The following is a 25770-nucleotide window of genomic DNA, read 5'->3' as shown; positions in this document are numbered from 1 at the left end:
CTCACTGCTCTTCGCCGAGGATCGCCGTCACGCGGAATCGGCCGTCCGCGGCATCCGGAGCGTTCTGCAGCACCTGCGCGGGCGTCAGCTGACCGCTCACGACGTCGGGGCGGAACACGTTCTGCATCGCAATGGGGTGGCTCGTGGCCACGACGTCGGGGGTGGCGACCTCGGATACCTTCGCGATGTTGTCGACGATGACGTCGAGCTGGCCGGTGAGGCGGTGGACCTCCTCGTCGCTCAGCTGGATCCGGGCGAGTACACCGAGATGGCGCACGAGATCGGGGGTGATTTCAGACACCCGGACAGTCTATTCGGAACGCCGGGACGCTCCCGGCGGGCAAGCGCCCGCTCGGTCCTCTGACGCGCTCGAGCCCGGGCGTAGGCTGGGCGCCGTGACGCTCTATGACCCCCCGCGCCCGTGGATCGCCAGCTACGCCGAAGGCGTACCCCAAGATCTCGAGCCGGTGACCGGCTCGCTCATCGACATCGTCGAGGCATCGGCACGCGACTACCCGGATGCCCCCGCCCTGCAGTTCTTCGGACGTACGACGTCGTACCGATCGCTCCAAGAGCAGATCGAACGCGCCGCGGCTGGACTGCGTGCGCAGGGCGTGCGCGCCGGAGACCCCGTCGCGATCGTGCTCCCGAACTGTCCGCAGCACATCGTGGCGTTCTACGCGATCCTCCGGCTGGGCGCCGTCGTCGTCGAGCACAATCCGCTGTACACGCCACGCGAGCTGCGCAAGCAGTTCGAGGGCCACGGCGCGAAGCACGCGATCGTGTGGTCGAAGGTCGTGGCGACCGTGCAGGAGTTCCCCGCGGATCTCGCGGTCGCCTCGCTCATCTCGGTGGACATCACCGCCGCGATGCCCTGGACCACCCGCGTCGCGCTGCGCCTTCCGATCACGAAGGCCCGAGAGGCCCGCACGGCGCTGACCGAGCGTGTCACGGGCGCCATCGCGTGGAAGAGCATCGTCGGGACCGAGCCGCTCCCTGCGTCCCACCCGAGGCCCGCTACCGACGACCTCGCTCTGATCCAGTACACGAGCGGCACGACCGGCACCCCCAAGGGCGCCTCGCTGACGCACCGCAACCTTCTTTCCAACGCCGCCCAGGCGAGAGCGTGGGTGCCGTCGATCGTGCGCGGCGACGGCTGCGTGGTCTACGCCGTGCTGCCGATGTTCCACGCCTACGGACTGACGCTGTGCTTGACCTTCGCGATGTCGATGGGAGCGCGGCTGGTGCTCTTCCCGCGGTTCGATCCCGACATGGTGCTCGAAGTGACCAAGAAGCACCCCGCGACCTTCCTCCCGCTGGTGCCCCCCATCGCGGATCGTCTGCTCAAGGCCGCGAAGGAGAAGGGTGTGTCGATCGCCGGCACCCAGGTCGCGATCTCGGGCGCGATGGCACTGCCTCACGAGCTCGTCGTGCCGTTCGAGGAGGCTTCGGGGGGATACCTGGTCGAGGGGTACGGACTGAGCGAATGCTCCCCCGTGCTGATGGCCAACCCTGTGGCCGCGAACCGCGTGTCGGGCACGGTCGGCCTGCCGCTCCCCGGCACCGAGTGCCGGGTCGTCGACCCCGACGACCCCACGCAGGACGTGCCACGCGGAGAGCGCGGCGAGCTCGTCGTGCGCGGACCGCAGGTCTTCGGCGGCTACTACGGCAAGCCCGAGGAGACCGAAGCGGTCTTCACGGAAGGGTGGTTCCGCACGGGCGACATCGTGACGATCGACGATGCGGGCTTCGTACGCATCGTCGACCGCATCAAGGAGCTGATCATCACGGGCGGATTCAACGTCGCGCCCACCGAGGTCGAGAACGCGCTGCGACAGCATCCGCGGGTCGAGGACGCCGCGGTCGTCGGTCTGCCGAGCGAACACTCGGGCGAGGAGGTCGTCGCCGCCGTCGTGGTCACCCCCGGCGCGGACCTCGACGTCGAGGAGATCCGCGCGTCGGTGCGCGGGATCCTGACTCCCTATAAGGTGCCGCGCCGCATCTTCGTCGTCGACGAGTTGCCCACGTCGCTGATCGGCAAGGTGCTGCGCCGGCAGGTGCGTGACAAGCTCCTCTCCTTGAACTCCGGGGACTGACACACTCGCGGCCCTCACCACGCCGTGAACTCCCCCGGCCGCGGCTGGATCCACACCGCGTTCTCGTAGCCGTCCTGCCACGGGAACCGCCCCTCGCGGTCGTCATAGGTGAGCTGGAGCACGTCGACCGAGAAGTCATCGGGACGCTGGTAGAAGCGATTGGCGGCGAACGCGATGTCGCCGGGATTGGGCACCGTTTCGACCGTCACCCGGTGACCCCAGCCGGAGAACTCGAGGAGCTCGCCCGCCACGACGTCCTGCCCGGCGCGCACCCGGTCGGCGACGTCGTTGAGGAGGAGCCCCGTGGTGCGCGCGTCGAGACCGAAGACGAGGAGCTCGGGATGCCCCATGCCGAACAGTCCGATGGTGTAGGCGAACGGCGTCAGACGCCGGCGCATGTCTCCGGTCACGTACTCGATGCTCGTCCCGTGGCTGCGGATCGTCTGCGCCGTGCGCTTGTCCTGCTGGTCGAGCCAGGCCACCATGGCGGGGTCGGGGATCATGGTCATCTCGAAGTCCCTTCGTCGGAGGACTCCGAGATTAGAACATACCTACGACACTGGGGATCGCGCCAATTAGGTCGCCGCCGGATCAGCCGGCGTCGGGGGCGAGCGCATCGAGCGCCGACGGACCCTGTGTCACGAGAATGTGGAACTGCGCGGCGTCGAGGATGCGCACCCCGAGCTCTTCGGCCTTGGAGAGCTTGGAACCAGCTCCAGGCCCCGCCGCGACGAAGTCGGTCTTCTTCGAGACGCTCGACCCGGCCTTTCCGCCCGCGGTGATGATCGCCTCCTGCGCACCCTCGCGCGAGTAGCCCTCGAGACTCCCGGTCGCCACGACCGTGAGACCCTCGAGGACACCGCCCACGACGGTCGCTGCGCCGGGGCCAGGATGACCCGGCGTCTCGAGCCGCGCGCCGGCCGCCGCCCATCGATCGACGATCTCGCCATGCCAGTCGACGGCGAACCAATCGGTGAGCGAGTCGGCGATGATCCCGCCGACGCCCTCCACCGCCGCGAGTTCGTCCCGCGAAGCGGCCCGGATGGCAGCGACCGATCCGAACCACTGCGCAAGCGCCCGTGCCGCCACCGGGCCGACATGGCGGACGTTGAGCGCAACGAGGAACCGCCACAGCTCCTTCGTCTTGGCCCGTTCCAGTTGGTCGATCAGCGTCAGCGCCTGCGCCGACGGCTGCGGCTCGGTGACGCCCGACTTCTTCTCGGCGGCACTCGCATTGCGACGGAAGGGCGCGCGACGCACCGGCTCGCCGGTCTTCTCGTCGACGCGTGGCTCGCCGGTCTCGGCGTCTCGCACCATGACCTCGATCGGCACGAGCTGCTCGATCGTGAGGTCGAAAAGGCCCGCTTCCGTCTCGAGTGGCGGAACCGCGGGGAAGGACGGCTGGGTCAGAGCCGCAGCCGTCACCTCGCCGAGCGCCTCGATGTCGAGCGCGCCGCGCGAGCCGATGTGCTCGACCCGGCCGCGGACCTGTGCGGGGCACGCCCGCGTGTTCGGGCACCGCAGATCGATGTCACCCTCTTTTGCGGGGGCGAGTGCCGACCCGCACTCCGGGCACTCCGCGGGCATCACGAACTCCCGTTCCGTGCCGTCGCGCAGCTCGACGACCGGCCCCAGGACCTCGGGGATGACATCGCCGGCCTTGCGCAGCACCACGGTGTCGCCGATCAGCACGCCTTTCGCGCGGACGACGTCCTGGTTGTGCAGGGTCGCCTGCCGGACGACGGATCCCGCCACTCGAGCGGGTGCCATCACGGCGAACGGCGTCGCGCGTCCGGTGCGGCCGACCGAGACGACGATGTCGAGCAGCTTCGTGTTCACCTGCTCGGGCGGGTACTTGTACGCGATCGCCCACCGCGGCGCCCGGCTCGTCGCGCCGAGTTCGTCGTGCAGCGCGAGCTCGTCGACCTTGACCACCACGCCGTCGATCTCGTGCTCGACATCGTGCCGATGCTCTCCGTAGTACGCGACGAAATCCAGCGCGCCGTCGATGTCGTCGGACGTGCGGAAGTACGGACTCGTCGGAAGCCCCCACTCGGCAAGCAGCCCGTAGATCTCACTCTGCGAATCGACCGGCGGGCGGCTCCACGCGCCGATGCCGTGGACGAACAGCCGCAGCGAGTCGAGCCGTGCCTGACCGGCCTCCCGTTCGAGTCCGTCTTTCTTATCGAGCTGTTGACGCAGACCGCCGGAGGCCGCGTTGCGCGGGTTGGCGAACGACGGGAACCGCCGCTCGGCGCTCACGCGCGCCTTGGCCTCATCGAAGGCCCGGCTCCGCGCACGCGTCTCTTCGACGGCGCGGTCGCGCATGTCGGCCTGAAGGGCGTTGAGGCTCTGGAACGCGGCGACCGGGATGAACACCTCACCGCGCACCTCGACCAGATCCGGATGCCCGGTTCCCGCCAGTCGCTGCGGGATGCCCGCCACGCGTACGGCGTTGACGGTGACATCCTCGCCGGTGCGGCCGTCGCCGCGCGTCGCCGCCGACGTCAGCACACCCCGCTCGTACCGGAGGCTGATCGCGAGGCCGTCGATCTTCAGCTCGGTGAGCCAGCGCACGGCGCGCCCGGCGCCGGACTCGGCCTTCAGACACCAGTCGCGGAGCTCATCGAGGCTGAAGACGTTGTCGAGGCTGAGCATGCGCTCGGCGTGCTCGACGGGCGCGAACATCGAGCTCTCCGCCGCGCCGACGGTCTGCGTCGGGGAATCCTGTCCCTGCAGCTCGGGATGCAGCCGTTCGAGAGCCTCCAGCCGGTGCATCCAGCCGTCGTAGGTCGCGTCGTCGACGATCTCGGCATTGCGGCCGTAGTACGCGTCTCGTGCGTCGAGGATGCGCTCGGTCAACTCCTGAGCTTCGGCGCGGGATGCTTCGAGCCCCGCATCGGCGGGAAGCGCGGGCGTAGCGAAATCGTCGTCATCCGTCACGCCGCCAGTCTAGGAGCCGCCACCGACAGGCGACGGGGCTACGCGTCGACGGGGACGGCCGAGACGGTGCGATCGATCGTGAACTGGCCGATCACCCGCGTGCCGTCGTAGAGCACCGCGGTCTGCCCCGGCGCGACGCCCTCGAAGGGCGACTCCGGAACGACGGTCAGCACGCCGCCGTCGAGCACCGCCCGTGCCGGAACGGGGTCGGCGTGCGCGCGGATCTGCACATGGCACGCGAAGGCGCCTTCGGGCTGCGGACGTCCGGCCCAGGAGTGCCGCTCCCCCGCGATTTCGGCGGTGGCCAGCGCCTCCTTCGGGCCGACGACCACGGTGTTGGAGACCGGCCGCACCTCGAGCACGAACCGCGGCTTGCCGTCGGGCGCCGGAACCCCGAGCGAGAGCCCGCGACGCTGGCCGACGGTGAACGCGTGCGCTCCCTCGTGGCTTCCCACCACCGCACCGGTACGGTCGACGACCTCACCGGTCGCGGTGCCGACCCGCTCGGCCAGCCACCCGCGCGTGTCGCCGTCGGGAATGAAGCAGATGTCGTGACTGTCGGGCTTCTGCGCGACCGCGAGGCCCCGCGCCTCCGCCTCCGCTCGCACGATCGCCTTGGACGGCGTCGAGCCCAGCGGAAAGTAGGTGTGCGCGAGCTGCTGCGCCGTCAGCACGCCGAGCACATAGGACTGGTCCTTGGCGGCATCCGAAGCCCTGTGCAGTTCGAGGCCGGCGGGGGTGTCCACCAGCGTCGCGTAGTGCCCGGTGCATACGGCGTCGAATCCGAGTTCCAGGGCACGCTCCAGGAGCGCGGCGAACTTGATCTTCTCGTTGCATCGCATGCACGGGTTCGGAGTGCGGCCCGCGCGGTACTCGGACACGAAGTCCTCGATCACGTCGTCGCGGAACCGCTCGGAGAAGTCCCACACGTAGAACGGGATGCCGAGGCGATCGGCCGCCCGCCGCGCGTCCATCGCGTCCTCGATCGTGCAGCAGCCGCGGCTTCCGGTGCGCAGCGTTCCGCCTGCCCGTGAGAGCGCGAGGTGGACGCCGACGACGTCGTGCCCGGCATCCACGGCCCGTGCGGCCGCGACGGCGGAATCGACGCCACCGCTCATGGCCGCGAGGATCTTCATGGGTCCAGTCTACGAACCCGTGCCTGACCGGGACCCGGATGCCGCGCGCGCCCGCTCCACGAGCTCGGGCAGCACGGCGATGACGGCGGAGACGTCGGCGCTCTCCGACGTGCGACCGAGGGTGAGGCGCAGCACCTGCCGGGCCTCCGCATCCGTCCGCCCCATCGCCGTCACGACGTGCGACGGCTCCGGGATGCCGGCCTGGCAGGCCGAGCCCGTCGAGACGGCGATCCCCGCCTGATCGAGCAGGAACAGGAGCGTCTCGCCGCTCGCCCCCGCGAAGAGCAGATGCGCGTTGCCCGGGATGCGCTGCGAAGGGTCGCCGAGCAGCTCCGCCGACGGGACGGACGAGAGGATGCCGCGCACGAGTTCATCGCGCAGTGCGCCCAGCCGCCGAGCCTCGGACTCGCGTTCCGCCTCGGCCAGCTCCGCAGCGACGGCGAAGGCGGTCGCACCCGCGACGTCCTGCGTTCCCGCTCGCAGTCCGCGCTGCTGGCCACCGCCGTGAAGCAGCGGAGCGAGCCGGGCATGACGCGAGACGATGAGCGCCCCGACGCCCACCGGGCCCCCGATCTTGTGGGCCGACACGCTGAGCGCGACCAAACCGCCGTGGGCGGAGGCATCCGCCCGCCAACGGCGGAACGACACCGGAAGGTGGCCGAAGGCGGCGACGGCGTCGAGATGGAGCGGGACGTCGCTCGCACCGGCGGCGGCGGTCAGCGCGGCGGCGTCGTTGACGGTTCCCACCTCGTTGTTGGCGACCAGGGCGGTGGCGAATGCCGCGCCGGGAAGGCGCGCGACGAACACGGCGGGATCGATCGCCCCGCTCGCCGTCAGCGGAGCGGGCCGGATCACCGCATCGTGCGAGGTGCGCAGCCACTCCGCCGCGTCGAGGGTCGCGTGGTGCTCACCGTCGGGCAGGACGACGGCATCCGTGCCCTCCGCCCTCGACCACCACAGCCCCTTCACCGCGAGATTGACCGCCTCGGTCCCCCCGGACGTGAAGACCACCTCGATCGGGTCGCAGTCCAGGACGGCGGCGAGCCGCTCGCGCGCCTCCTCGAGAGTTCGGCGCGCCGCCTGCCCGCGGCCGTGGATCGACGAGGCGTTGCCGACCTCGCCCGACGCGTCGAGCCACGCCGCACGCGCCTCGGGGCGCAGCGGAGTGGTGGCCGCGTGGTCGAGGTAGACCTGCATCGCCTCTCCTCCCGGCCTCGGAGCGGCAGGGCCGCAGGGTGCGTCTGGGTCTCGCACGAGCGGGAACCGGGTTCCGTAACGTCCTCGACTCACGCGCTTACTACTGTAGTTCGCATGCCCAGTCTCGAGTCCGCCGCGCTCATGCTTCCGTCGGGTCTGCACAGCGCCGACCTGGACCGCCTCGGCGTGACCCTCGGTGCCGATGGCGCAACACTGCGCGTGTGGTCCGGTTCCGCCGATGCGATGGAGGTCGTCGTGTTCGACGACGTCGACCTCGACTGGGCCGTCGACAGCGTTTCGCTGCAGCCGATCGGCGGCGGCGTGTGGGAGGTCACCACCCCGCTCCTCCGGCCGGGCACCCGCTACGCCCTGCGGGTCGACGGCCCCCACGGACCGGGCAACACGTTCAACCGCGGCACGCTGCTCGTCGATCCCTACGCACGCGGCCTGACGCGGGGCGGGTACGACGACTGGCGCTCCGTCGTCGTCGACGGGGCGTTCGACTGGGGCGGAGTGGGCAAGCCGGGCGTCCCGATGGACCGCACGGTGCTCTACGAGGGCCACCTCAAGGGGATGTCGAAGCGCCATCCCGGAGTGCCACCGGCGCTCCATGGCACGTATGCCGGACTCGCCCACCCGGCGATGGTGGAGCATTTCCTCTCGCTCGGCGTCACCAGCATCGAACTGCTGCCGGTCCACGCCTTCGCCACCGAGCCGCGCCTGCTGCAGCACGGACTGGCCAATTACTGGGGCTACAACTCCCTCAACTTCTTCACGCCCCACGCCGCCTACGCCACCGAGCAGGCACGCCGGGAGGGGCCCGAGGCCGTCCTGCGCGAGTTCAAGGGCATGGTGCGCCTCCTGCACGAGGCAGGACTCGAGGTCATCCTCGACGTCGTCTACAACCACACCGCCGAGGAAGGCATCGGCGGACCGCGCTCGAGCCTGCGCGGCATCGACAACCGTTCCTACTACCGCCAGCAGGAGGACGGCGCGTACATCGACGTCACCGGCTGCGGCAACTCCGTGAACACCGCGACGGATGCCGCGGCCCGCCTGGTCCTGGATTCGCTGCGCTACTGGGCGCGCGACGTGCAGATCGATGGCTTCCGGTTCGATCTGGCCGCGACCCTCGGACGGGATGCCGCGCACGAGTTCACTCCGGAGCATCCGCTGCTGCGCGCCATCATCGACGACCCCGAGCTCGCGGACGTCAAGAAGATCTCCGAGCCGTGGGATGTCGGCATGGGCGGCTGGCAGACCGGCAACTTCGGCGAGGGCTGGAGCGAGTGGAACGACCGGTACCGCGATCGCGTCCGCAACTTCTGGCTGAGCGACGTCGACTACGCGCGCCGGGCATCGACAGCGCCCGTCGGCATCGGCGGGTTCGCGACGCGTCTCGCGGGGTCGTCGAACACCTTCTCCGCCGAGCGCGGGCCGCTCGCGAGCGTCAACTTCGTCACCGCCCACGACGGTTTCACGCTGCGCGACCTCGTGTCGTACGACGTGAAGCACAACCTGGGCAACGGCGAGCAGAACCGCGACGGCGCCGACACGAACCGCTCGTTCAACCACGGCGCCGAAGGACCGACCGACGACGCCACGATTCTGGCGGTGCGCCGCAAGGCGATGCGGAACCTCCTCGGAACACTGCTCCTGTCGGCGGGCATCCCCATGCTGACGGCGGGCGACGAGTTCGGACGCACGCAGCGGGGCAACAACAACGCCTACTGTCACGACTCTCCGCTGACCTGGCTCACGTGGGAGCACGCACCCTGGCAGCAGGACCTGTTCTCGCATGTGCAGCATCTGCTGCGGATGCGACGCGAGAACCCGGCGCTTCGCCCCATCCGGTTCGCTCGGCTCGACGAGCACATCCCGTCCGCCTCGGTCATGGAGTGGTACGACGAGCACGGCGAGACGATGTCGATCGACCGATGGACCAACCCGTCGCACCGCACGCTCCAGTACGTCGCAGCCTCGACCCCGGAGAACGAGGAGTTCAACCGCATTCTGCTGATCGTCCACGGCGCCGAACACGACACCGACGTGACGCTCCCCGATATCGACGGCGTCGAACGCTACGTGCCGCTGTGGTCGAGCGTCGACGAAGCCCCGGGCGCTGCCCGCCCCGTCTGCGAGCCGGGCGAGGTGGTGCACGTGCCCGGCACCACGATGCACCTCTTCCGGGCGGAGTGATCATTCCGCCCGGCCGCGCGCCGCACAAGCTCCTATCGACTGCTCAGCACGCCCGGTAGGTTCGGAACGTGGCATCGACCAAGAGTCCGACCCCCGAACGTCCCTGGCGGAGCGCCTCCGCGCTCCCACTCCGCGCGGCCCCTGTGCAGGAATCCCCTTTCACGACCGCGACCGGGCGCATCCCCCTCACCAAGCCGTCGCCGGCGATCCCCGGCGAGCCGTACCTGCCCAAAGCCTTCAACGGAGAGGCAGTGCCGTTCGGGGTGACAGCGTTCCGCGAGGGGCACGACCGCATCGGCGTGCACCTCCGTCTCCACTCCCCCTCGGGAGATGAATCCCTGCACCGTGTCTCGCCTCTGGAGAACGGGCTCGATCGCTGGGCGACGGCGGTCGCGCTGCGCGAGGACGGTCTGTGGACGTTCCGCTTCGAGGCGTTCGGAGACGAGTTCCTCACGTGGCAGCACGCTGCCGACGTCAAGATCGAGGCCGGCGTCGACATCGACCTCATGCGTGAGATGGGCGCTCTCCTGTTCGATCGCGCCCAAGCCGAGAGGGACCGTCCTGCAGCCGAGCGCAAGACCCTCGCCGGAGCGGCTGCGGCGCTCCGCGACGCGCATGTGGGGACCGACGGCGCCCTGACGATCGTGCGCGACCCCGCGATCGCCCGGTTCTTCGCGCAGCGGCCGGTCATGTCGATCACCGCGCAGGGACCGCAGCTCGAGATCCTGGTCGAACGCGAGCGGGCCGGCGTCGGCTCATGGTACGAGTTCTTCCCCCGATCCGAGGGCGCCAGGCGATTCAAGGACGGGCGGGTGAAGCCGGGCAACCTGCGCACGGCGCGTGCGCGGATTCCCGCCGTCCGCGACATGGGCTTCGACGTGCTCTACATCCCTCCGGTCCATCCGATCGGCACGACCAATCGCAAGGGCCGCAACAACACCCTCACCGCTGAGCCGGGTGACCCGGGATCGCCCTACGGAATCGGCTCCCCGGACGGCGGGCACGATGCCGTGAGTCCGGAGCTCGGCACCATGGCCGACTTCCGCGCGTTCGTGAGGGCGGCGGCCGAGAACGGGATGGAGGTCGCTCTCGACCTCGCTCTCAACGCCTCGCCCGACCACCCGTGGGTCGCGGAACACCCGGAGTGGTTCGTCCGGCTGCCCGACGGATCGATCGCCTACGCCGAGAATCCGCCGAAGAAGTACCAGGACATCTACCCGGTGTACTTCGACACCGATCCGGCCGGCGTCTACGCAGAGGTGCTCCGGGTCGTGCGGCACTGGATCGCCCAGGGCGTGACCATCTTCCGCGTCGACAACCCCCACACGAAGCCGCTGGAGTTCTGGGAGTGGCTGATCGCAACCGTGAACGCCGAGCGCCCCGACATCATCTTCCTCGCCGAGGCCTTCTCGCGGCCCGAGGTGATGCAGACGCTGGCGAAGGCCGGATTCCAGCAGAGCTACTCGTACTACACGTGGCGCAACACGAAGCAGGAGCTCGAGGAGTTCTTCACCTCGATCGCGACCGAGACCGCCGACTTCATGCGGCCGAACCTGTTCGTGAACACCCACGACATCCTCACGGAGTACCTCCAGTTCGGCGGACGACCGGCCTACGCGATCCGTGCTGCGCTCGCCGCGACGGCCGCCCCGACCTGGGGTGTCTACGCGGGGTACGAGCTGTTCGAGAACGTCGCCCGACCGGGGTCGGAAGAGAACATCGACAACGAGAAGTACGAGATCAAGGTGCGCGACTGGCAGGGTGCGGAGGCACGCGGCGACTCCCTCGCCCCGTGGCTTCGCCGCCTGAACGAGATCCGGCGGGATCACCCCGCGCTGCGCCAGTTGCGCAACCTCACCGTCCACTGGAGCGACGACGACGCGATCCTCGTGTTCGCGAAGCACCTTCCGGGGGCGCTCTCGCCCACGGGACGCAGCGACACGCTCATCGTGGTCGCCAACACCGACCCGCATTCCGTGCGGCAGACGATGGTCCACCTCGACACCACGGTGTGGGGCGTCGAACCGGGCGATGCGTTCGACGTCGAGGACCTCGTCACCGGTGCGCGCTGGACGTGGTCGGACCACAACTTCGTGATGCTCGACGCATTCACCGACCCCGTGCACATCCTCCACGTCAAGGAGAAGCGATGACCCCGTCAGATCAGGTGCTCGAGGCGGTCGGCGCTGGAGCCCACCACGACCCGCATGCCGTGCTCGGCATGCATCCCGCGGAGGACGGTCCCGACGCCGCCGAATGGGTCATCCGCGCGCGACGTCCGCTCGCCCACAGCGTGACGGCGGTCTTCGTCGACGGCACGCGGGTCCCGCTCGAACACGTGCGAGCCGGCGTGTGGGAGGGCACCCGCTCCGGAGACCAGCGCCGCTACGAACTGGTGACCACCTACCCGGATGCCGCGGACTATGTCGCAGACGACCCCTACCGTTTTCCGCCGACGATCGGCGAACTCGATCTGCACCTGATCGGAGAGGGGCGCCACGAGGAGTTGTGGCGCGTCCTCGGGGCACACGTGCGCGAGCACGAAGGAGTCACGGGCACCGCGTTCACGGTGTGGGCGCCCAACGCACGCGCCGTGCGGGTGACGGGGTCGTTCAACGACTGGGACGGCAAGAGCCACGCGATGCGCTCGATGGGCGGCAACGGGGTGTGGGAGCTCTTCGTCCCCGGTATCGGAGCGGGCACGACCTACAAGTTCGAGCTGCTCGGCCGCAACGGCGCGTGGGTGACCAAGGCCGACCCGATGGCCCGGTTCGCCGAGGTTCCGCCCGCCACGGCATCCGTCGTCGTGGAGTCCTCGTATCGCTGGGAGGACGACCGATGGATGTCGCGCCGCGCCCGCGAGACGCCGGTGTCGCGCCCGATGTCGGTCTACGAACTGCACTTCGGCTCGTGGCGACCGGGCCTGTCGTATCGGGATGCCGCTGACCAGCTCATCGACTACGTGACCGCTCAGGGATTCACGCACATCGAGTTCCTGCCGCTGGCGGAGCATCCGTTCGGCGGCTCGTGGGGCTACCAGGTCACCGGCTACTACGCCCCGACGAGCCGATTCGGCCACCCCGATGATCTCCGATACCTCATCGACCGCCTGCACGGCGCCGACATCGGCGTGATCATGGACTGGGTTCCCGGCCACTTCCCCAAGGACGCGTTCGCCCTCGCCCGCTTCGACGGCGAGCCGCTGTACGAGCATGCGGACCCTCGGCGGGGTGAGCACCGCGACTGGGGCACGTACATCTTCGACTACGGCCGCAGCGAAGTGCGCAACTTCCTCGTGGCCAACGCCCTGTACTGGTTCGAGGAGTTCCACGTCGACGGACTTCGCGTCGACGCCGTCGCCTCGATGCTGTACCTCGATTACTCCCGCGAAGAGGGCCAGTGGGTGCCGAACGTGCACGGCGGCCGGGAGAACCTCGAAGCGATCGGGTTCCTGCAGGAGGTCACCGCGACCGCGTACAAGCGCTACCCGGGCATCGCGATGATCGCCGAGGAGTCCACCAGCTTCCCGGGTGTCACGGCTCCGACGAGCCAGGCCGGTCTCGGCTTCGGCTTCAAGTGGAACATGGGCTGGATGAACGACTCCCTGCAGTACATCAAGCGCGATCCGATGTACCGCTCCCACCATGAGGGCGAACTGTCCTTCTCGTTCGTCTACGCGTTCAGCGAGAACTATGTCCTGCCCATCAGCCATGACGAGGTGGTGCACGGCAAGGGCAGCCTGTTCGGCCGGATGCCCGGAGACCACTGGCAGAAGCTCGCCAACATGCGGGCGTTCCTCGCCTACATGTGGGGTCACCCGGGCAAGCAGCTGCTGTTCATGGGGCAGGAGTTCGGTCAGCTGTCGGAATGGTCCGAGGGTCGATCGCTCGACTGGTGGCTGCTCGACCAGCCTTCGCACGCCCAGCTGCAGGATTTCGTGGCGACTCTCAACCGGGTCTACCGCGACCACTCCGCCCTGTGGGCGCGCGACAGCGATGGCGCGGCCTTCACCCGCCTGGGCGCGCCGCAGTGGAACCAGAACGTCATCGCGTTCTCACGCCGCGACTGGCACGGGAACGCGGTCGCGGTGATCTGCAACTTCTCGGGAGAGCCGATCACCTCCTTCGAACTCGACCTCCCGGAGCGTGGCGTGTGGCACGAGATCCTCAACTCCGACGCGCAGGCCTACGGCGGCTCGGGCGTCGGGAACCTCGGAATGGTGCACGCCGGCGACGGGGGTCGCACGAAGATGGTGCTGCCTCCGCTCGGCGTGCTGTGGCTCCGGCACGATCCAGAGGCCCACATACCGTCTCCCACGCAGGGCTGAGACCGGCGTCGGTGATCCGGCGTCGGGTCAGAACAGCAGCGACGAGAGGCTGCCCCTCGCGCGGATGACGTGCGGGTCGCCGTCGCCGACCAGGGCGAACAGCTCGAGCAGACGCTCACGCACCGGCGCACGATCGTCGGACGGCAGCTGTGCGAACAGGTCGAGCAGTCGCGCGAAGGCGTCCTCGACGTGTCCGCCGGCCAGATCCAGATCGGCGACCGCGAACTGCGCCTCGATGTCCGTCGGCGCCGCGGCAGCGGCGTCACGCGCGGCCTGCAGGTCGGCGCCCTGCACACGATCGAGCAGGCGGACCTGCCCCAGACCGGCGCGCGCCTCGGCGTCCCTCGGGTTCTCGGCGAGCGCCTTCTCGTACGCGGCGATCGCGCGCGGGTAGTCGCCCGCCTCGATCGCGTCGAACGCCTCGGCGTGCAGCGGCGGGAGCGGCGGCTCCGCGGGGGCTTCGGCCGCAGCATCCGTCTCGGACGCCCCGTCTGCGGTGACCGTTCCCGTCACGCCGTTCTGCGCCGCGAGCTGGAGGAGCTGGGCGAAGACCTCGCGCACCTGCTGCTCGGGGACGGCGCCCGTGAACAGCGGGACCGGCTGACCCGCGACGAGCGCGACGACCAACGGGATCGACTGAGCGCGGAATGCCTGGGACAGCTGCGGGTTGGCGTCGACGTCGACCTTCGCGAGCAGGAGGCGTCCGCCGAGTTCTGTGACGACGCGCTCGAGCACGGGGCTCAGCTGCTTGCACGGCCCGCACCACTCCGCCCACAGGTCGATGACGACCGGGACCGTGCGCGACAGTTCGAGCACCTGGGGGAACGTCTCGTCGGTGACGTCCATCACGAGCGACGGCACGGATGCCGCACCTGCCGGCCCCTGCCCGTCCCCCGCGGCCGACGGGGCAGGTCGATTGCGCAGCGCAGAGAGGTCCACGGCGCCGCGCAGAGCGGCGCCCGAGGCGGGATCGGTCACTTGATCACCTTCGCGTCGAGGATGTCGGAGGCGTACCCGAGCAGGCGGATCTTCTCGGTCGACCCCTGGGTCGGCACGTAGAAGAAGACCTGATCGGTGAACGTGGTCGTGAAGCCGGTCGCCGACTGATCTGCGCCGGCCAGCGCCTTCACCGTGGCGTTGTTGTCGAGCTTGATGACCGCGTCGGCGTTGGTCGGCTTCACCGTGTCGGTCTCGTTGATGTTCACCGCGACGATCGCGCCGCTCTCGACCGTGGCGAGCGCGAACGGAGCGAACGTGCCCGGCGCCGATGCGAAGGTCAGGCTGCCGGTCTTCGAGGCGGTCTTGTTGAACTCGTCGAGGCGCTCCTGACGGTTGACGGCGATGCGCTCGCGCAACTCGTCGCCCTCGGCCTCGAACATGTCGAAGAACTCGCTCTTCTCGCCCTTGTTGATGATGTCGGAGTAAGCCGCGGCGAGATCCTCCGGCGCGATCGCGAGGAACTGCGAGTTCGGCGCGGGCTGCACGGCACCGATGTACACCGGATGAAGGTCGGGCATCGTCGTGGATGCCTCGAGGCTCGCAACGTACGAGAGCTTGTAGGGCGCCCACGGGTCGTCCTGCGTGAGCACCATGATGCTCGACGTCTTCGACGCATCGTCGTCGACCACGGTCATCACGGAGCGGGGCCAGCCGTCGTAGGCCTGCGGAAGCACGATCTCGAGCGGCTTGGTGAGGATCGCGGCGGGCACCGCATAGTCGGCGATGGCTCCGCGCAGCTTGTAGTTGGTGGACCGCGCGGCCAGCGCCGCCCCGCCGAGGCGGGTCGACGCGAGATCCTCGTCCATCGCGGCATCCGCTTCGGAGACGGTGTCGGCGATGCGCGCGAGGATGCGCTCGGCCTGCGGCTTCGTGACGGCGGGAGCCTGCTGTCCCTCGGGCACGAGGACGGTCGCCGACGCCGAGGGCGTCGGGGTGGGCGCGAGGTCCGGCCACGCCTCGGCGGAGCATCCGCTGAAGAGCAGCGCCGAGACGGCCACGGCGGGCAGCACCACGAGCGATCGGCGACCGCGAGTCACGGCGCGGCGAGTCGGCGGCGTCGAGCTGATCACGCCCTTGTCGGCGCCCTCGACGGCGATGTCGATGGGCTCGGTGACGGCCAGCGGGAGGCCCTTGCGCCGGGGACCGCGCGACCGGCGCGCGTGGCGGATGCCGAGGATGTACAGGAACACGCCGATCGCCAGGACGATGCCGCCGCCGACGATGAGCGGGCCCGCCCACGGCGTGGCGTTGGGAATCGGCCAGGAGACCGACACGGCGGTCGGAGCGGAAGCGGTGCCGTCGGTGGCGACGAGCACGCTCATGCCCTTCGGAAGCTGCAGCGGTGCGATCAGGATGTCGCTCTGCTGGAACTCGTCGAGCCACAGGTCGGAGCCGATGGGGCTGCGAGCCGGCTCCTCGACGGCAGCGGCGCCGTCTGTCGTCTCGCCGGCGGTCGACGCCGCGTCGTCGGTCGTCGTCGCGTCGTCGGGCTTCGCGTCGTCGGTGGCGGAGGAATCGGCGGTCGTGTCCGCGGGCGGCGCGGGCTCGACCAGTTCGGTGACGATCTCGCCCTGGTCATCCAGGCTCGCCACGTTGTACGGGGTCTCGGCGAGCCACGCCGTCATGTCGGCGGTGCGACCGTAGGCGGCGAAGATGTCGCCGTCGGCCTGCGCGCGCAGCGTCTGTGCGCCGTCGACCTCGTTGAGCACCGAGCCATCGATCACGAGGTAGGGAGCCTCCTCGTCGACCGCGATCGCGGCGACGGCGGTGTCGGGACCTTGGAAGACCGTCCGCTGAGCGATGCCCGCTCCGATCATCACGGCGGCGAGCACGAATGCCGCGACGGCCCATACGAAACGCACGAAGAAACACCTTTCCAGGACTCGCACGGGTTCCGCGAGTCTTCGATCCGACATTTCAGACTAGCGAAAGTGACCTGAAAGCAGCCCGGGAGGGACCATTCCCGAGGCTGAGCGTCCTCAGTGCGTATCCTGACGGAAGACACGTCGGCATTCGAGCCGACGATGGCGGGGGGCCGAATGAAGGTGCACAATCCGTTCCGGGTCGCATTCGTGGCGACGCTCGGGGTGGGACTCGGACTGGTGCTCATCGGCAGCATCCAGACCCTGTCGACGATCCTCCTCTATGTCGGAACGGCGCTGTTCCTCTCGCTCGGGCTCGACCCGATCGTGGCGTGGCTCGAGCGCCGCAAGCTTCCTCGCTGGGCGGCCGTGCTCATCACGATCCTGGTGGTCCTCGCCGCGTTCGCCGGGATCATCCTGATGGTCGTCCCGATCATCGCGGGACAGATCTCGCAGCTGGTCGCCGACATCCAGGATCTCGTCGAGACGGGCGACTGGAATCCGGTCGCCGACGCCAAGGACTGGATGGCCTCCACGTTCCCCAACCTCAAGGTCGACGACGTCTTCATGTACCTCGAGGACTGGTTCAACTCCCTCGACGTCGGGGCGATCGGCGAGCAGATCGGCGGTGGGATCATCGCGATCGGCGGTGCCGTCCTGGCGGGGCTCGCCGGCGCGTTCATCGTCCTGATCCTGACGATCTACTTCACCGCCTCCACGCCGAACCTCAAGCGCGCCGTGTACCAGCTCGTCCCAGCTTCGAAGCGCGCGCGGTTCATCGACCTGGGCGAGCAGATCACCGATTCGGTCGGCTACTACGTCATCGGCCAGCTCAGCCTCGGCGCGATCAACGGTGTGCTCAGCGCGATCTTCCTCTCGATCATCAACGCGCCGTTCCCCGCGGTGCTCGCCGTGATCGCGTTCTTCTTCTCGCTGATCCCGCTCGTCGGCACGCTGACCGGCTCCACCATCATCGTGCTGTTCTGTCTGGGCCTCGGCTCCCCCACCACCGCCCTCATCGCGGCGATCTACTACCTCATCTACATGCAGATCGAGGCGTACGTGATCTCGCCGCGCATCATGGGGCGTGCCGTGTCGGTGCCCGGCGCGGTGGTCGTCATCGCCGCACTGGCCGGCGGCGCGCTCCTCGGACTGCTCGGCGCCCTCGTCGCGATCCCGGTGGCGGCCAGCATCCTGATCATCTACCGCCAGGTCGTGATCCCGCGCCAGAACGAGCGGTGAGCGGATGCCGCGGCCGGCGTCTGCGAGAGGTCAGTCCTCGGCGGCCGGGCCGTTCCATTCGTTCGGCAGGGGCAGCGCGTCGGGGTTGATCGCGGCGACGATCTCGGTCAGCACCCGTCGGGTCTGATTCTCGCCGACCCACAGGTGCTTTCCCCCCTCGACGGGGATCAGGACCGCGTCGGGCACGCTCGCGAAACGCAGGGCGGCAGCATCCGGTCGGAGATAGTCGTCGAACTCGGGAACCAGCACGATCAGGCGACGCTGATCGTCGGCCCAGGCGGCGACCTCCTCGTCACTGGCCCGGTGAAGCGGCGGCGAGAGCAGGACCGCACCCTCGACATCGTGGTCACGGCCGTATTTGAGGGCGAGTTCGGTTCCGAACGACCACCCCACGAGCCACGGGCGCGGCAGTCCGCGCTCACGCACGAAGTCCATTGCCGCCGCGACGTCGAAGGCCTCCGCGCGGCCGCCGTCGAAATCACCCTCGCTCGTACCGCGGGACGAGGTGGTGCCGCGGGTGTTGAAGCGCAGCACGGCGAGATCGGCGAGAGCCGGCAGGCGCCCTGCGGCCTTGCGGAGGATGTGCGAATCCATGAAGCCGCCGGCCGTCGGAAGGGGATGCAGCGTGACGAGCGTCGCCACCGGCTCACGGTCCTGCGGGACGGCGAGCTCACCGACGAGGGTGAGGCCGTCGATCGTCTCCAGTTCGATCTCTTCCCGGCGCGCCGGGAGGAGGAGCGGTCCTCGGATCTCCATGTCGGTCGACTCTCTGCGAGGGGCCCTCAGGCCAGCTTCCAGCAGTGCTGATGCCAATGCCGGCGGGCGTCGAGGTCGGCTCGGTCGCCCAGGACGCCGTCTGCGCGCCACGCGACGACGTGCGCGACTCCCGCGGAGATCTCGCGCCCGCAGCCGGGGCACACGTAGCTCTTCAGCGCCTGCGCGACGGAGACCGGCTGCACGGTCCACTCGACGCCGCGACGGACTTCGGTGCGCTTCCACCCGGCGAGCATGCGCTCGAATGAGTCGTCGCCACCCGAGTCGGTACGCCGGCGGTTCGACCGCGGCATCGAACTCAGTACCAGCCGACGTTCTGCGAGTGACCCCACGCACCGCACGGCGTTCCGTAGCGGCCGCCGATGTAGCCGAGGCCCCACGCGATCTGCGTCGCCGGGTTCGTCTCCCAGTCAGCCCCGGCGCTGCCCATCTTGCTGCCGGGGAGAGCCTGCGGGATGCCGTACGCCCCGCTCGAGGCGTTGTAGGCGTTGACGCGCCAGCCGGACTCCTTGTTCCACAGCGCCACCAGGCACGCGAACTCGCTGTCCCCCCACCCGCGCGCAGTGACCATTCCGTAGGCGATGGCCTGCGCACTTCCCGGGTCGGGCGTCACGAACGGGGGCGTCCATCCGTTCGATGTCGACGCCTCCGCCGCGTCGACGACGACGACGGGCTTGGGCTTCGGCTTGACGTAGACGGTGTAGTTGCCGCGATCGAGTGCCCGCGCGTCACCGGCGTCTTCGCCCGAGGCGAAGGACTGCACATCGCCGATCGAATTCGCGTAGAGCGACACGGTGGAGCCCTCGTCGGCGTTCGCGTCGCTGAGCGCCATGCCGGTCGGACCGACGTATGCCGCGACGAAGCCGACCGCCGCGAAGGCCGCGAACACGCCGAGCACACCGCGGCGACGCGACCACCTCTGCCTCGGAGCGGGAGCACGACGAGGGCGGGCGACAGGCGATCCTGCGACGGTCGACACGTCCTGTCGGCGTGAACGCCGGGTCGGGATCAGCTCGTTTCCAGAAGTCACAGTGGCTCGAGTCTACCGATCGGCCGGCGCGAAGGCCATCCGAGCGCGCCGCGCGAGGTCATGAGACCGCCAGCATGACCTCGACGACCGCGTCGAGGACGGCATCCACCTGGGACTCCCGGTAGCCGCCGCGCTGCATCCGGAACGCCACCGAGCGGACCTGCTCGACCGACACGGATTCGTCCGTCTCGAGGAAGCGGGCGATCTTGTCGGTGACGAGATCGACCTCGTCGATGCGGTACCCGTACCGCAGCGACGACACCCGATCGAAGCGCCGCCCGCGCGGGCGGGACAGTCGGTCGAGCACGGCCTGAGCGGTCTCGCGGGTCTGCCCGACCCATGCGCGCACCCCGCCGCGCCCCGTGAGGGCCGACTCGCGCTCTCTCGCCGCGAACGCGTCCTCGATGCGACCGAGGGCCGCATCGACCGAGGCGATCGCATACCCGCGTCGCACGAGCGGGAAGGCGACCTCTCGCACGTCGGATGCCGTCATGGGGTCGTCGCCGACCTCGAACGCCGTGCGCGCTTTCGCGAGGAAGGCGTCGACCGCCGCCCGGTCGTATCCCTTCTCGCGTCCGTGAGCCTCGGGGAACGCCGCCGGCGCGGGTGCGGAAGCTGTCGTCATGATGCCACCAGGGGGGTGAAGAGATAGTACAGAGCAAGTGCCGCCGCCGTGGAGGGCAGGATCGAGTCCAGTCGATCGAGCACTCCGCCGTGACCCGGCAGCCACGAGCTCATGTCCTTGATGCCCATGTCGCGCTTGATCATCGATTCCCCGAGGTCACCGGCGGTAGCCGTGCCCAGGATCACGATTCCGATGACGATGCCCATCCACCAGTCGAGGCCGAGGAGGAAGATGGCCAGGAGCACGCCGGCCAGGGCGGAGGCGACCACCGCTCCCGCGAAGCCCTCCCACGTCTTCTTCGGGCTGATCCGCGGCGCCATCGGATGACGGCCGAACGTGAGGCCTGCGGCATACGCGCCGGTGTCGGCAGCGACCACGACCGCGATGAACGACAGCACCCACCACTCCCCGCCCTCCTGGGCGAGCAGGACGACGCACAGGCTCGCCAGGAACGGGACGTAGAGCTGGACGAATCCGGCGATCAGGACGTCGGCGAGCACGTTGCCGTAGGTCCGCCCATCCCGGCTGGCCATCTGCACCAGAAGGCGCCACACCACCACGACGGCGACCGCGACGAAGATGACGACCCAGTGCAGCCAGGCATCGAAGAAGTATCCCGAGAGGACGACCACTGCACCGACGACGAGCTGGGGCACCACATCCACACGCCGGCCCGATGCCCGGAGGGCGCGCGCGAACTCGAAGACGCCCAGGAGCGCCGCTGCCAGCGCGAAGACCACGAAGAGCTGCTTGACGAAGATCAGCGAGCCGATGAGAACAGCGCCGGCGGCGACGCCGATGAGCGTCGCCACGATGAGATCGCGGCCCGTGCGCTGCTTGATCCGCTCGTTCGCCTCCTCGAACTCCGCCCGGGCGTGCGCGACCTGACTCTCGAACTCGGTCCGCGCGGCGCGCAGGTGCGCCTGGATGGCCGGTGAGGCTTCCGGCGCGCCTGCGACGGCCGTGACGGGCAGAGGTGGAATCGGCGGGATCGCGCCCTCGGACGGCGCCGCGGGCGTCGTCGTCTCCGCGCGGCGCGCTTCCGCCGCCTCGCGACGGGTCAGCGGCGCATCGGGAGCGGACTGCTCGCCCCCGAACGCGTCATCTGATTCTTCGGCCATCCAGGTCTCAGACCTCGAGAAGCTCCGCCTCTTTGCGCTTGAGTGCCTCGTCGATGGCATCGACGTGCGCGCGCGTGAGGGCGTCGAGCTCTTTCTCGGCACGGGTCAGTTCGTCTTCGCCGACCTCGCTCTTGAGGGCGTCGATGTCGTCCTTGGACTTGCGTCGGATGCCGCGCAGATGCACCTTGTGGTCCTCGCCCTTGGAGCGCACGAGCTTCACGTACTCCTTGCGGCGCTCCTCGGTGAGCTCGGGCATCGTCACGCGCACGAGATTGCCGTCGTTCGTGGGGTTGACGCCGAGGTTCGGGATGTCGCGGATGGCCTGCTCGATCCCCTTCAGCGCCGACTTGTCGTAGGGCGTGATGATCAGCGTGCGCGCCTCGGGGTTGTTGATCGAGGCGAGCTGGGCCAGCGGCGTGGGGGTGCCGTAGTAGTCGACGAGGATCTTCTGGAACAGCTGCGGGTTGGCACGTCCGGTGCGAACGGTCGCGAAGTCCTCCTTCGCAGCCTCGACGGCGCGGTCCATGCGCGCTCCGGCATCGGCCAAGACGTCCGCGATCACTGTGTCTCCTTCATGGGGTGGGCTCGGTCCAGTCTACTCAGGGCGGCGTTTCACGCCGTGACCAGAGTGCCGATCGGCTCGCCCAGAAGCGCACGGGTGACATTGCCTGCGGGCTCCATGCCGAACACGCGCATGTCCATCTTGTTGTCCATGCAGAGGCTGAAGGCCGTGGAGTCGACCACCTTCAGGCCGCGCTGCAGCGCATCCAGGTAGGTGATGCGATCGATCCTGGTCGCCGAGGGGTCCTTGTGGGGATCGGCCGTGTACACGCCGTCGACGCCGTTCTTCGCGACCAGGACCTCCTGCGCGTCGATCTCGAGTGCGCGCTGTGCCGCGACCGTGTCGGTGGAGAAGTAGGGCAGGCCCGCGCCGGCGCCGAAGATGACGACGCGGCCCTTCTCCATGTGGCGCTCGGCCCGCCGCGGGATGTAGGGCTCGGCGACCTGGGTCATCGAGATCGCCGACTGCACGCGGGTGGCGGCGCCCGCCTGCTCGAGGAAGTCCTGCAGCGCCAGCGCGTTCATGACGGTCCCGAGCATGCCCATGTAGTCGGCCCGCCCGCGGTCCATACCGCGCTGACTGAGCTCCGCGCCGCGGAAGAAGTTGCCCCCGCCGACGACGATCGAGATCTCGACGCGATCCACGGCGGCCGCGATCTCACGCGCGATCTGGCTCACGACGTCGGGATTGACCCCGAGCTGACCGCCCCCGAACGCTTCGCCCGACAGCTTCAGGAGGACGCGGCGGCGCCCGGTGTTCTCATTGATCACGACGGATCCTCTCGTTGACGACAAACTACAGAAGGGCATGAGAAAAGGCCCGCATCGGCATCCGATGCGGGCCTTCTCGACGTGTTACGCGCCGACCTTGAAGCGGGCGAAGCCCGTGAGGGTAAGACCCGCGTCCTTCGCGACCTGCGCGACGGACAGCTTGTTGTCCTTCGCGTAGTCCTGGTCGAGGAGCGAGACCTGCTTGAAGAACGCGTTGACGCGGCCCTCGACGATCTTCGGGAGGGCGGCCTCGGGCTTGCCCTCGTTGCGCGAGATCTCGGTGACGATCTCGCGCTCCTTCTCGACCTCGGCCTCGGGGACCTCGTCGCGCGACAGGTAGGTCGGGTTCGCGAACGAGATGTGCTGCGCGAGGCTGCGAGCGGTCTCCGCGTCATCACCCGTGTACGCGAGCACCACGCCGACCTGCGGGGGCAGGTCCTTGCTCGTCTTGTGGAGGTAGATCTCGAACTTGTCGCCGGAGAGCGTGCTCACCCGGCGGAGTTCGACCTTCTCGCCGATGATGGCAGCCTCGTCGGAGATGAGCTCGGCGACCGTCTGCGTGCCGGCGGGTGCTGCCAGCGCGGCCTCGGCCGACTCGGCACCTGCGGCCGCGGCAGCCTCGAGCACCTTGTCCGCCAGCGCGATGAAACGGTCGTTCTTCGCGACGAAGTCGGTCTCGGTGTTCAGTTCGAGAATGGTGACCTTGCCGTCGAGCTGCTTGGCGGCGACGAGGCCCTCGCTGGTCGAACGGTCGGCGCGCTTGGCGTTGCCCTTCGCGCCCTTGAGGCGGAGGATCTCGACGGCCTTCTCGAGGTCGCCGTCGGCCTCCTCGAGGGCCTTCTTGGTGTCGACCATGCCGGTGCCGAGCTGCTCGCGCAGCGCCTTGATGTCGGCGATCGTGAAGTTTGCCATGAGTGGCGGCTCCTTGATTGTGGGAAGTTCTCGGGGGATGCCTCGGCGGGGTCGCAGAACACGACCCCGCCGAGTTGCCTTGCGGCGGGTGCTTACTTCTCTGCGGCCTCGATGTCGGCGACGGCCTCGGCGGCCAGCTCCTCGGCGACGGCCTCGGCGACGACGGCCTCCTCGGCCAGCTCCTCGGCGACGGCCTCGGCGACGACAGCCTCGGCAGCGAGCTCCTCAGCGGCGGCGTCGTCACCGGCAGCCTCGGCCTCGACGGCCTCGACGGCCAGCTCGACGGCGACGGCCTCGGCGACGACGGCCTCCTCGGCCAGCTCCTCGGCAGCGGCCTCGACGACGACGGCAGCGGTGGCCTCGTCGGCGGCGCCCTGCTCGAGCAGCTCGCGCTCCCAATCGGCGAGGGGCTCGGCGTCAGCCGACTCGTCGGTGGGCTGGTGGCGCTGGATGAGTCCCTCGGCGGCGGCGTCGGCGATGATGCGGGTGAGCAGGCTCACCGAGCGGATCGCGTCGTCGTTGCCGGGGATCGGGTACTGGAACTCGTCCGGGTCGGCGTTCGTGTCGAGGATGCCGATCACCGGGATGCCCAGCTTCGTGGCCTCGTTGACCGCGAGGTGCTCGCGCTTGGCGTCGATGACCCAGATCGCCGACGGTGTCTTCTGCAGGTTGCGGATGCCGCCGAGCGACTTGTGGAGCTTGTCCAGCTCGCGCTTCTTGATCAGCAGCTCCTTCTTGGTGAAGCCACTGGCAGCCGGGTCGTCGAAGTTGAGCTCTTCGAGCTCCTTCATGCGCGCGAGGCGCTTGGACACCGTCTGGAAGTTGGTGAGGAGGCCACCCAGCCAGCGCTGGTTCACGTAGGGCTGGCCGACTCGGGTCGCCTGCTCGGCGACGATCTCCTGGGCCTGCTTCTTCGTGCCGACGAAGAGGACGGTGCCGCCGTGGGCGACCGTCTCCTTGACGAACTCGTACGCCTTGTCGATGTACGTGAGCGACTGCTGCAGGTCGATGATGTGAATGCCGCTGCGCTCCGTGAGGATGAAGCGCTTGACCTTCGGGTTCCACCGGCGGGTCTGGTGCCCGAAGTGGACGCCGCTGTCGAGCAGCTGGCGAATCGTGACGACGGCCATGGCCGTTCTCCTGTTCTGGCGCGTGCGCGCCTCTTGCGGTTGTGTTCGCGCCGACGATGTCGGCGGGCCTGGTGCCCGGCGCACGCCCGCTCGCTGCTGCGAGACCGATGGGAGTGGATGCCGCACCGCCCGGTCTTGCGACCGTGCGCGGTGCTCTGGGCACGCGGAGTCACCCCGACGAGCGGGATGCAGGGTCCAGTGTATCAGGACCGGCCTCCTCCCCAGGGCGTGGGCAGCGGCATCCGTCCACCGCTCCGTGTACGAAGGTCTGCGACGTCGGATCAGCGCCGAGGCTGGCTCCATGTCGTTCTCGCACTCGATCACCCGCGCACTCCTCACCGGGGCGACGCTCGCGGCGATCCTCGTCTCGGGTGCGGCGCCGTCTCACGCCGATCCGGAGACGGATGCCGCGGCCGAGCCCGTCGGCGCTCCGGCCGGTGCCGACTGGGACTGGCCGCTCGCGCGGTTCCGCCTGGAGCGCGCGTTCGAGGCGCCCGCGCACCGCTACGGGCCCGGCCACCGGGGCATCGACCTTCGGGCGGATCCGCACGAACCTGTGCGTGCCCCCGCCGCCGGAACGATCGCCTTCTCGGGAGCCGTGGCCGGACGGGGCATCCTGACGATCGACCACGGTGACGGCCTCGTCACGACGCTCGAGCCGACCGAGTCCGAACTGGCCGCGGGCGTGCGCGTCGAGCGAGGTGAAGAAGTCGCCGCTCTCGCACTGGGCGGCCACTCTCCCCCGGGTGCATTGCATTTCGGCGTGCGTCTGGACGGCGAGTACGTCAACCCGATGCTGATGCTCGGCGGCGTGCCGCGGGCCGTGCTGCTGCCCTGCTGCTGAA

At 69.3% G+C, this 25770-nt stretch carries 22 protein-coding genes; 6 read left to right on the top strand and 16 right to left on the bottom strand.

Annotated elements, in window-relative coordinates:
* Position 1: 1 nt before the first annotated feature.
* Entirely contained in the window at positions 2–301 is a 300-nt protein-coding gene (gatC, locus tag OL358_RS13180) for an Asp-tRNA(Asn)/Glu-tRNA(Gln) amidotransferase subunit GatC (protein WP_264710526.1), read from the bottom strand.
* A gap of 94 nt (positions 302–395) precedes the next feature.
* Between gatC and OL358_RS13175 the strand changes: the two genes are divergently transcribed.
* Positions 396–2096, top strand: coding sequence for a long-chain-fatty-acid--CoA ligase (locus OL358_RS13175; RefSeq protein ID WP_264710525.1), 1701 nt, complete (start codon positions 396–398; stop codon positions 2094–2096).
* Between the two features lie 14 nt (positions 2097–2110).
* Here OL358_RS13175 and OL358_RS13170 read toward each other — a convergent pair whose 3' ends face one another.
* The 4 genes from OL358_RS13170 to OL358_RS13155 all read right to left on the bottom strand — a co-directional run bounded on the left by OL358_RS13170 (position 2111) and on the right by OL358_RS13155 (position 7372).
* Positions 2111–2605 carry a DUF4262 domain-containing protein gene (locus OL358_RS13170; protein ID WP_264710524.1) on the bottom strand — a complete coding sequence of 165 codons (495 nt, stop codon included), beginning with the start codon at positions 2603–2605 and terminating at the stop codon, positions 2111–2113.
* Positions 2606–2687: 82 nt separating this feature from the next.
* Positions 2688–5039: an NAD-dependent DNA ligase LigA gene (gene ligA, locus OL358_RS13165; RefSeq protein ID WP_264710523.1), complete on the bottom strand. Its 2352-nt coding sequence runs from the start codon at positions 5037–5039 to the stop codon at positions 2688–2690.
* 38 nt (positions 5040–5077) lie between these two features.
* Positions 5078–6175: a tRNA 2-thiouridine(34) synthase MnmA gene (gene mnmA / locus OL358_RS13160; RefSeq protein ID WP_264710522.1), complete on the bottom strand. Its 1098-nt coding sequence runs from the start codon at positions 6173–6175 to the stop codon at positions 5078–5080.
* 9 nt (positions 6176–6184) lie between these two features.
* A complete protein-coding gene (locus OL358_RS13155; RefSeq protein ID WP_264710521.1) occupies positions 6185–7372 on the bottom strand; it encodes a cysteine desulfurase family protein in 1188 nt (395 codons plus the stop codon).
* A 114-nt stretch (positions 7373–7486) separates the two neighbouring features.
* Between OL358_RS13155 and glgX the strand changes: the two genes are divergently transcribed.
* The 3 genes from glgX to glgB all read left to right on the top strand — a co-directional run bounded on the left by glgX (position 7487) and on the right by glgB (position 13898).
* Complete coding sequence (gene glgX / locus OL358_RS13150; protein WP_264710520.1) at positions 7487–9571, top strand: glycogen debranching protein GlgX; 2085 nt, start codon at positions 7487–7489, stop codon at positions 9569–9571.
* Positions 9572–9639: 68 nt separating this feature from the next.
* A complete protein-coding gene (locus OL358_RS13145; RefSeq protein ID WP_413631581.1) occupies positions 9640–11724 on the top strand; it encodes a maltotransferase domain-containing protein in 2085 nt (694 codons plus the stop codon).
* Positions 11721–13898, top strand: coding sequence for a 1,4-alpha-glucan branching protein GlgB (glgB, locus tag OL358_RS13140; protein ID WP_264710518.1), 2178 nt, complete (start codon positions 11721–11723; stop codon positions 13896–13898). Before OL358_RS13145 ends, glgB begins: the two co-directional genes overlap by 4 nt.
* A gap of 27 nt (positions 13899–13925) precedes the next feature.
* Here the strand turns inward: glgB and OL358_RS13135 are convergent, their stop codons facing one another.
* Entirely contained in the window at positions 13926–14876 is a 951-nt protein-coding gene (locus OL358_RS13135) for a tetratricopeptide repeat protein (protein ID WP_264710517.1), read from the bottom strand.
* A complete protein-coding gene (locus OL358_RS13130; RefSeq protein WP_264710516.1) occupies positions 14873–16759 on the bottom strand; it encodes a glycosyl transferase in 1887 nt (628 codons plus the stop codon). Before OL358_RS13130 ends, OL358_RS13135 begins: the two co-directional genes overlap by 4 nt.
* 177 nt (positions 16760–16936) lie before the next feature.
* On the opposite strand from OL358_RS13130, the gene OL358_RS13125 reads away from it, so the two are divergent.
* A complete protein-coding gene (locus OL358_RS13125) occupies positions 16937–18001 on the top strand; it encodes an AI-2E family transporter (RefSeq protein ID WP_264711017.1) in 1065 nt (354 codons plus the stop codon).
* A 30-nt stretch (positions 18002–18031) separates the two neighbouring features.
* Here OL358_RS13125 and OL358_RS13120 read toward each other — a convergent pair whose 3' ends face one another.
* From OL358_RS13120 to rpsB, 9 genes are all read right to left on the bottom strand, one after another.
* Positions 18032–18757 (bottom strand): alpha/beta hydrolase, encoded by a 726-nt coding sequence (locus OL358_RS13120; RefSeq protein WP_264710515.1) that lies wholly within the window; start codon positions 18755–18757, stop codon positions 18032–18034.
* Positions 18758–18783: 26 nt separating this feature from the next.
* Positions 18784–19068, bottom strand: coding sequence for a hypothetical protein (locus OL358_RS13115; RefSeq protein WP_264710514.1), 285 nt, complete (start codon positions 19066–19068; stop codon positions 18784–18786).
* Positions 19069–19073: 5 nt separating this feature from the next.
* Entirely contained in the window at positions 19074–19805 is a 732-nt protein-coding gene (locus OL358_RS13110) for a lytic transglycosylase domain-containing protein (protein WP_264710513.1), read from the bottom strand.
* A 58-nt stretch (positions 19806–19863) separates the two neighbouring features.
* Positions 19864–20430, bottom strand: a complete 567-nt coding sequence (locus tag OL358_RS13105) for a DivIVA domain-containing protein (RefSeq protein ID WP_264710512.1) — start codon at positions 20428–20430, stop codon at positions 19864–19866.
* Positions 20427–21551 carry a phosphatidate cytidylyltransferase gene (locus OL358_RS13100; protein ID WP_264710511.1) on the bottom strand — a complete coding sequence of 375 codons (1125 nt, stop codon included), beginning with the start codon at positions 21549–21551 and terminating at the stop codon, positions 20427–20429. The genes OL358_RS13105 and OL358_RS13100 overlap by 4 nt, the downstream gene beginning before the upstream one ends.
* A gap of 7 nt (positions 21552–21558) precedes the next feature.
* On the bottom strand, positions 21559–22113 hold the full coding sequence (gene frr / locus OL358_RS13095) for a ribosome recycling factor (RefSeq protein ID WP_264710510.1): 555 nt from the start codon (positions 22111–22113) through the stop codon (positions 21559–21561).
* A 50-nt stretch (positions 22114–22163) separates the two neighbouring features.
* Positions 22164–22922, bottom strand: coding sequence for a UMP kinase (gene pyrH, locus OL358_RS13090; protein WP_413631577.1), 759 nt, complete (start codon positions 22920–22922; stop codon positions 22164–22166).
* 45 nt (positions 22923–22967) lie between these two features.
* A complete protein-coding gene (tsf, locus tag OL358_RS13085) occupies positions 22968–23795 on the bottom strand; it encodes a translation elongation factor Ts (protein ID WP_264710508.1) in 828 nt (275 codons plus the stop codon).
* 92 nt (positions 23796–23887) lie between these two features.
* Positions 23888–24925 (bottom strand): 30S ribosomal protein S2, encoded by a 1038-nt coding sequence (gene rpsB / locus OL358_RS13080; protein ID WP_264710507.1) that lies wholly within the window; start codon positions 24923–24925, stop codon positions 23888–23890.
* A 301-nt stretch (positions 24926–25226) separates the two neighbouring features.
* On the opposite strand from rpsB, the gene OL358_RS13075 reads away from it, so the two are divergent.
* Positions 25227–25769, top strand: coding sequence for a M23 family metallopeptidase (locus OL358_RS13075; RefSeq protein WP_264710506.1), 543 nt, complete (start codon positions 25227–25229; stop codon positions 25767–25769).
* Position 25770 lies beyond the last annotated feature (1 nt).

The organism is Microbacterium sp. SSM24 (assembly GCF_025989145.1).
Lineage (GTDB): Bacteria > Actinomycetota > Actinomycetes > Actinomycetales > Microbacteriaceae > Microbacterium.
This window is presented reverse-complemented; position numbering and strand designations above follow the sequence as displayed.

Coding starts and splice junctions, on each gene's coding strand:
- OL358_RS13170 (WP_264710524.1), bottom strand. CDS start 2,605: ATGACCATGATCCCCGACCCCGCCATGGTGGCCTGGCTCGACCAGCAG.
- mnmA (WP_264710522.1), bottom strand. CDS start 6,175: ATGAAGATCCTCGCGGCCATGAGCGGTGGCGTCGATTCCGCCGTCGCG.
- OL358_RS13155 (WP_264710521.1), bottom strand. CDS start 7,372: ATGCAGGTCTACCTCGACCACGCGGCCACCACTCCGCTGCGCCCCGAG.
- glgX (WP_264710520.1), top strand. CDS start 7,487: ATGCCCAGTCTCGAGTCCGCCGCGCTCATGCTTCCGTCGGGTCTGCAC.
- glgB (WP_264710518.1), top strand. CDS start 11,721: ATGACCCCGTCAGATCAGGTGCTCGAGGCGGTCGGCGCTGGAGCCCAC.
- OL358_RS13125 (WP_264711017.1), top strand. CDS start 16,937: ATGAAGGTGCACAATCCGTTCCGGGTCGCATTCGTGGCGACGCTCGGG.
- OL358_RS13120 (WP_264710515.1), bottom strand. CDS start 18,757: ATGGAGATCCGAGGACCGCTCCTCCTCCCGGCGCGCCGGGAAGAGATC.
- OL358_RS13115 (WP_264710514.1), bottom strand. CDS start 19,068: ATGCCGCGGTCGAACCGCCGGCGTACCGACTCGGGTGGCGACGACTCA.
- OL358_RS13105 (WP_264710512.1), bottom strand. CDS start 20,430: ATGACGACAGCTTCCGCACCCGCGCCGGCGGCGTTCCCCGAGGCTCAC.
- OL358_RS13100 (WP_264710511.1), bottom strand. CDS start 21,551: ATGGCCGAAGAATCAGATGACGCGTTCGGGGGCGAGCAGTCCGCTCCC.
- pyrH (WP_413631577.1), bottom strand. CDS start 22,922: ATGCCCTTCTGTAGTTTGTCGTCAACGAGAGGATCCGTCGTGATCAAT.
- tsf (WP_264710508.1), bottom strand. CDS start 23,795: ATGGCAAACTTCACGATCGCCGACATCAAGGCGCTGCGCGAGCAGCTC.
- rpsB (WP_264710507.1), bottom strand. CDS start 24,925: ATGGCCGTCGTCACGATTCGCCAGCTGCTCGACAGCGGCGTCCACTTC.
- OL358_RS13075 (WP_264710506.1), top strand. CDS start 25,227: ATGTCGTTCTCGCACTCGATCACCCGCGCACTCCTCACCGGGGCGACG.